This window comes from Mycobacterium sp., assembly GCF_008709575.1.
In the GTDB taxonomy this organism is placed as follows: domain Bacteria; phylum Actinomycetota; class Actinomycetes; order Mycobacteriales; family Mycobacteriaceae; genus Mycobacterium.
Genome location: NZ_VYIK01000295.1, coordinates 1 through 736 on the forward strand (window position 1 = coordinate 1; position 736 = coordinate 736).

The 736-nt window shown below is 71.5% G+C and carries 1 protein-coding gene; it reads left to right on the plus strand.

From position 1 onward, the window contains the following. Positions 1 to 326: 326 nt before the first annotated feature. A partial coding sequence (locus F6Q13_RS18550) for a hydantoinase/oxoprolinase family protein (protein ID WP_293059658.1) occupies positions 327 to 736 on the plus strand: 410 nt, incomplete at its 3' end.

Below are 736 nucleotides of genomic sequence, written 5' to 3' on the forward strand. Positions count from 1 at the left end.
GCGGACCTCAGCAAATCTTCGCCAAGGTGCCCGGGCTCGGGGCCACGGTCAAGGCCCTGACGACGCTCTGGCCGCTGCGGCGCGGCACCGTGTCGGTGTCCGGCAACGACATCGTCGTCGAGTAATCATCGCGCGGGACAGCGTCCGGCCGGGTCCGCCGGGTGTGATCAGCCCTCCGGCAAGATGTCGTCGCGGAAGCCCCGCCGGCCCCGACCCAGGGCGGTCAGGTCCGTGCCCGCGGTGACCAGACGGGCGCCGGGGGGCACGGTCACTCCGGCGGCGTTTATGCCGAACCAGCGGCAGTGTTCAACTGCCAGGCTCGCGACGTGCTCAATCACGGCGCGGACGCGGGGGGATTCCAGCTCACCGGGCACGCCCACGTTGACGCTGAGGTCGAGCGGGCCGACGACCTGGTCGCGCGCTGGCTCGGCGAGCGGATCGATCTCCCGATCGTCACCTCCAACGAGGTGGTGGGCTTGATTCGGGAGTATCCCCGGCTCGTCACCACGGCGGCGAACGCTGCGACCATCCCGGTTCTCGGCCCCTGTCTCGACAGTTTGCAGCGTCGGCTGGCTGAGCGAGGCGTCCCGGCCGGGGTTTTGCTCATGCTGTCCAACGGGGGAGCGGTCGCAGCGGCCGTCGCTGCGCGGCTGCCCGTGCGGGCGGTCGAGTCGGGACCCGCGGCGGGCGCGCACTTCGCCGTCACCCACGCGCCGGACAGGATGCTGCGCAACTA